This is a genomic window from Longimicrobium sp., assembly GCF_036280135.1.
Lineage (GTDB): Bacteria > Gemmatimonadota > Gemmatimonadetes > Longimicrobiales > Longimicrobiaceae > Longimicrobium.
The window spans coordinates 1-4,669 of sequence record NZ_DASURI010000656.1 but is presented as its reverse complement, the minus strand read 5'-3'; the positions used below and the strand labels follow the sequence as shown (position 1 = coordinate 4,669).

Genomic DNA, 4,669 nt, shown 5'->3' with positions numbered 1-4,669 from the left:
GCAGCTTGGCGAGCAGGCGCAGGATCTCCAGATACAGCCACACCAGCGTCACCATCAGGCCGAACGCGGCGTACCACTCCATGTACTTGGGCGCGCCCAGCTCCGCTCCGCTCTCGATGAAGTCGAAGTCCAGCACCAGGTTCAGCGCCGCGATCACCACCACGAACAGGCTGATGCCGATGCCCAGCGGTGAGGCGTCGTAGAGCACGGGCATCCGCACGCCGAACATGCTCATGATCCAGGCTGCCACGTACACGAAGCAGATGCCCATCGTGGCCGCCACGATGCCCGCCTTGAACTTTTCCGTGGCCCGCACCAGCCCCGCGCGATACGCGAGCAGCAGCATCAGCAGCGTGCCGAAGGTGAGCGCCACCGCCTGCACGGGCAGGCCCTGGTACTTTGGAATCGCGTTGTAGGCCGCCGAGATGCCACCCAGGAAAAAGCCCTCGCACACGGCGTACAGGGGCGCCGTCACGGGCGCCCAGCGCGGCTTGAAGACGGTGACCATGGCGAAGACGAAGCCGGCCAGACCGCCCAGCAGGGCCGGGCCCATGGCCATGGAGGGCTCCCACGACGTCGACACCTTGTTCCACGTCCAGGCCGCGGGCACCATCACCAGCAGCAGCAGGATGCCGATCTTGTTGACGGTGCCGTTGACCGTCATCACGCCGCTGCTGTCGTACCCGGCGCGCTGAAAGACCCTCTCGCTGAGGGCGGGATTGGACGTTCTCATGGCGTTTTCGTCGTGGATGGGATCGATGGTGTGGCGAATGATACCGCCGAGGGCGCCGCGGGTTTCGCCGCCTGCGCCGGGGCACGCGGCCCGCGCCGCCAGGTGACCTCGATGGTGCCGTACGGATGCCCGCCGGGCTCCTCGCCGTACGCGCGAGTGCGGGCCGTCACACGATACTCGATGCTGGCGGGGCCGTGCGCAATCCCCACGCCCCACCGCGTCTGCCCCACGAACGGCCGGCGCGTGACCCGCGCGGCGTCACTGTCGAACGTGTTGCCGTCCAGGAACAGGTCGTGGGCCACGGCCTCGCCGCGGACGCCCACGCGCACGTAGACGGACGTCCCACGCCCGGGTCGCGTGCGCCACGGGTGCGCCAGCCGCGTCCCCGCGCGCAGCTCCGCGCCGGCCCGCGCGGACGTGCGCAGGGTGCCCAGCGACGCGCCCGCGTCCGCCGTCAGGTCCGCCATCCGCACCCCGCCCACGCGCGCCTCGGCCACGCGATGCTCCACGCCGTAGGTGACGGACGCGGCCGGCTCGAACGCCAGCTGGTGGCTCCAGCCGACCGGCTTCCAGAAGCCCAGCAGCTGGTGATACCCCTCCATCACCGACTGGCCCAGAGACGGCTTGCCCGTGATCCCCGCCTCGATCCCGAAGCTGTGGCGCGTCCGTCCGTCCATCACCCGGCCCGTGACGGAGCCGTACAGCCATCCCGCGAACGGGCGCTGGCCGGCCAGCGGCTCAAAGCTGTCCACCCGCGGAACGTACATCCGCTGCCCCGCTTCCACCACGGTCGACGCGCACGGCGCCTCGTCCACGGGGCGGATCACGTCCTTCGCGCACGGCGCCACGGCGCGCGCCAGCCCGGCCCACGCCCGCGCGCCCTCCGACTCCACCGCCACGCGGACCCCGCTGCTGTACTCGTAGTCCGGGCGCACGACCGCGGGAATCCAGAAATCGAACGCGTCGTTGTCGGTCGTGAGCTGGTAGGCACGCCCCTGCGCGGCGGCGGGCGCGGCCGCGAAGGCGACACACCAGAGCGCGGCCAGGACGGCGCGCGGGCGGCGGAACGGCATGGGGCGACCGGGAGAGGACGGATGTGGAGCGGCGGCGTTCAATCTGTCATCCCCCGCGCTTTCCGTAAAGATTGGAGCCCGCGGATCCCTGACGTCCCGCGGCAGAAGGTCATCCACCGAATCCTGTCGAAACAGCCTCCGCGGATAACGTTGATCGAGAACGATCGTCGCCCGCTCGTTCTGGCAGGATCGGGGAACAGGATTACCTCAGTGGAGTTGCCAACCTTGCCCTCAATGGAGTCCAAGGAGCGTCGTCCTGAGTCATTCGGCGCTGCGCGCACCCTACGGGATGAAAGCCACCGCAGTTCAACCTCCCCCAGGGGTTATTGGGGGAGGTGCGAGCCTAGGCGAGCGGAGGGGGCGCTCGCGGGAGGCCTGCTACACGCCAGAACCAGCCCTCTTTCTATTCAGGGAGCGCCGCGGGTAACGTGAATGCACACAGCACCCTGGCGCGACCGAAGGGTCTTGTATGCGAACCTCGAACACAAGCTCCGGGCACGAGAGCCGCCGCGGCGTTTCGCGGCCAAGATCCTTCGTCGCCGCCATAGATCACGTTCGGACAGGGACCACGCGGCGGCTCCTCAGGATGACGCGGTTGAGAGCGCGAAGTGTAGCAACACCCTCTCACGGGCGGATCTCGATGGGGGTGCCGTCGGGGACGGCGCGCCAGATCTCGTCCATCTCCGCGTTGGTGACGGCGATGCAGCCGTCCGTCCAGTCCACCAGCCGGTGCAGCCGTCCCATCCACCCCAAGCCATCGCGGAGGCCGTGCACCATGATCATCCCGCCCGGCGGCACCCCGGCCGCGCGCGCCCGCGCCTGGTCCGACGAGTCGGGATACGAGACGTGCAGCGACAAGTGCGCGAAGCTGTGGGGGTTGCGGTAGTCCAGCAGGTACCGCCCTTCCGGCGTGCGTTCGTCGCCCTCCTGACGCTTGTGGCCGCGCGGGGCGCCGCCCAGCGACACGCGGTACGTCTTGAGCGGACGGCCGTCGCGCAGCAGCGTGAGCGTGCGCGCGCCCTTGTCCACGCGGACCAGGTCGGCGCGGGCGTCGGAGGGCAGCGGCGGCGCGTCCGGGTGGTTGGCCCACGCGAGCACCCCGCCGAACAGGAGGACGAGGAGGGCCGCGGCGATCGCGAACGTCTTGCGCTTCAAGGGATTTGTCGAAGGGAGTGTGCGCGCTTCTTGCCTGGGAGGGTCCGTTGAAACCCCAGCTACCGGGAGGATGCGATGCCGAGAGGGTGGAGCAAGCACGACGAGGAGATGTACGAGGCGGTCAAGGAAAGCTCCATGGACCGCGGCATGGACCGGGGCCAAGCCGAGGAGATCGCCGCGCGCACCGTCAACAAGCACCGCCGGCTGGAGGGCCGCACGCCCAACAAGCGCACGCAGGGCACGGGCAATCCCAACCAGGGCTACGAGAACCGCACCCGCGACGAGCTGTACAACATCGCGAAGGAAAAGGACATCCAGGGCCGCAGCAAGATGACCAAGGACCAGCTCGTGCACGCCTTGCGCGGCCACTGACGCCGGACTTGAGCCGATCGATCACGAAGCGCGCGCCGACGGACGGCGCGCGCCTCGTCTATCAAGAGATCAGGCCGCGAGGGCGCGGGCAGGCGCCAGGCCCAGGAGCGCGCGGCGCACGTAGACGGGCACCATGGCGCGGCGCCAGTCCGGGTCCACGATGATGTTCTCCAGCGGATGGCACTGCTTGAACGCCTGCTGCGCCACGGCCTCGGCCACGGCGTCCAGGCGCTGTCCGGCCGCGAGCTTGTCCAGCCCCGTCACCACGCGCGGCCGCGACCCCAGCGCGGAAACCACGAGCGACACGCGCCGCACCGTCTCGTCCGCCTCGAACTCCACCGCGGCGGCGATGGACAGCAGGGGAAAGTCGATGGAGTTGCGCTGGCGCACCTTGGTGTACCCCGTCCGCACGCTGGCGCCGGGGAGCGGGATGCGGACGCGCGCCACGAGCTCGTCGCGGCGGCGCACCATGTTCCACTGGCCGTCGGCCACGAAGAACGGGTCCACGCCCACCGTGCGCGTCTCGTCCGCCGACACCAGGTCCACCTGCGCGCCCAGCGTGATGAGCGCCGGCACCGTGTCGGCGGAGTGGGCGGCCACGCACTTCTTGCCCGTGCGCGTCACGTGGCACACGTCGCCGTCCTTCTTGAGGCAGAACCCCAGCGCCTGCCGCCAGAAGAAGCTCTGGTTGTAGTAGGTGCAGCGCGTGTCCAGGCACAGGTTTCCGCCGAGGGTGCCCTGGTTGCGGATCTGCGGCCCGGCCACCTGCCCCGCGGCCTGCGCCAGCGACGGCATGGCCGCCTGCACCATGGGGCTCCGCGCCACCTCGCTGAGCGTGGTGCACGCGCCGATCACGAGCTGCGTGGCGTCGGGCGAGCCCGTGGCCACGGGCCGGCCTTCCGCGTCTGCCATCCAGATGCCGTGCAGCTCGCGCACGCCCTTGAGCGCCACCAGGTGGCGGGGCGTGAACAGGCGGTGCTTCATGTTGGGCATGAGGTCCGTGCCGCCCGCGATGGGCATGGCGTCCTCGTGCTCGCGCAGAAAGGCGGCGGCTTGGGCCAGCGTGGACGGGCGGTGGTACGCGTATTCGTGAAGGCGCAGCATCGGCCGGGTGCGTGGAAGCGGACGTCCGTACGGTTCGCGCGGAAGATAAGCCGCGGCGGCGCGGGATGACAGATGGGGGCGGGCGGATTGTGCGGAGAGGAGGGTGGGTGAGTGGGGACAACGAGGCCCGGGTTGATCGAGGAATGTGGATCAATCGAGGGATGTGGACTGATAAGCGGGAGCGGAGGCGCATCGCGGGGCCCTCTCCCCCGACCTCCTTTTGCTCGTTCCT

The 4,669-nt window shown here is 69.9% G+C and carries 5 protein-coding genes; 1 reads left to right on the top strand and 4 read right to left on the bottom strand.

Features of this window, described 5'->3' with window-relative positions; genetic code table 11:
• The 3 genes from VFZ20_RS21350 to VFZ20_RS21340 form a co-directional block, all read right to left on the bottom strand.
• The coding region (locus VFZ20_RS21350; protein WP_329685973.1) for a Bax inhibitor-1/YccA family protein at positions 1–733 on the bottom strand (733 nt) is incomplete at its 3' end.
• Entirely contained in the window at positions 730–1,806 is a 1,077-nt protein-coding gene (locus tag VFZ20_RS21345; RefSeq protein WP_329685972.1) for a lipid A deacylase LpxR family protein, read from the bottom strand. The genes VFZ20_RS21350 and VFZ20_RS21345, both read right to left, overlap by 4 nt.
• Before the next feature lie 624 nt (positions 1,807–2,430).
• Positions 2,431–2,961, bottom strand: coding sequence for a L,D-transpeptidase family protein (locus VFZ20_RS21340; RefSeq protein ID WP_329685971.1), 531 nt, complete (start codon positions 2,959–2,961; stop codon positions 2,431–2,433).
• Positions 2,962–3,036: 75 nt separating this feature from the next.
• On the opposite strand from VFZ20_RS21340, the gene VFZ20_RS21335 reads away from it, so the two are divergent.
• Positions 3,037–3,333: a hypothetical protein gene (locus tag VFZ20_RS21335; protein ID WP_329685970.1), complete on the top strand. Its 297-nt coding sequence runs from the start codon at positions 3,037–3,039 to the stop codon at positions 3,331–3,333.
• Between the two features lie 69 nt (positions 3,334–3,402).
• Here VFZ20_RS21335 and VFZ20_RS21330 read toward each other — a convergent pair whose 3' ends face one another.
• A complete protein-coding gene (locus VFZ20_RS21330; protein ID WP_329685969.1) occupies positions 3,403–4,437 on the bottom strand; it encodes an FAD binding domain-containing protein in 1,035 nt (344 codons plus the stop codon).
• Between the last annotated feature and the right edge of the window lie 232 nt (positions 4,438–4,669).

Bases quoted from the DNA above. Each gene is read 5' to 3' on its own strand.
- VFZ20_RS21330 (WP_329685969.1), bottom strand. From the start codon at position 4,437: ATGCTGCGCCTTCACGAATACGCGTACCACCGCCCGTCCACGCTGGCC.
- VFZ20_RS21335 (WP_329685970.1), top strand. From the start codon at position 3,037: ATGCCGAGAGGGTGGAGCAAGCACGACGAGGAGATGTACGAGGCGGTC.
- VFZ20_RS21345 (WP_329685972.1), bottom strand. From the start codon at position 1,806: ATGCCGTTCCGCCGCCCGCGCGCCGTCCTGGCCGCGCTCTGGTGTGTC.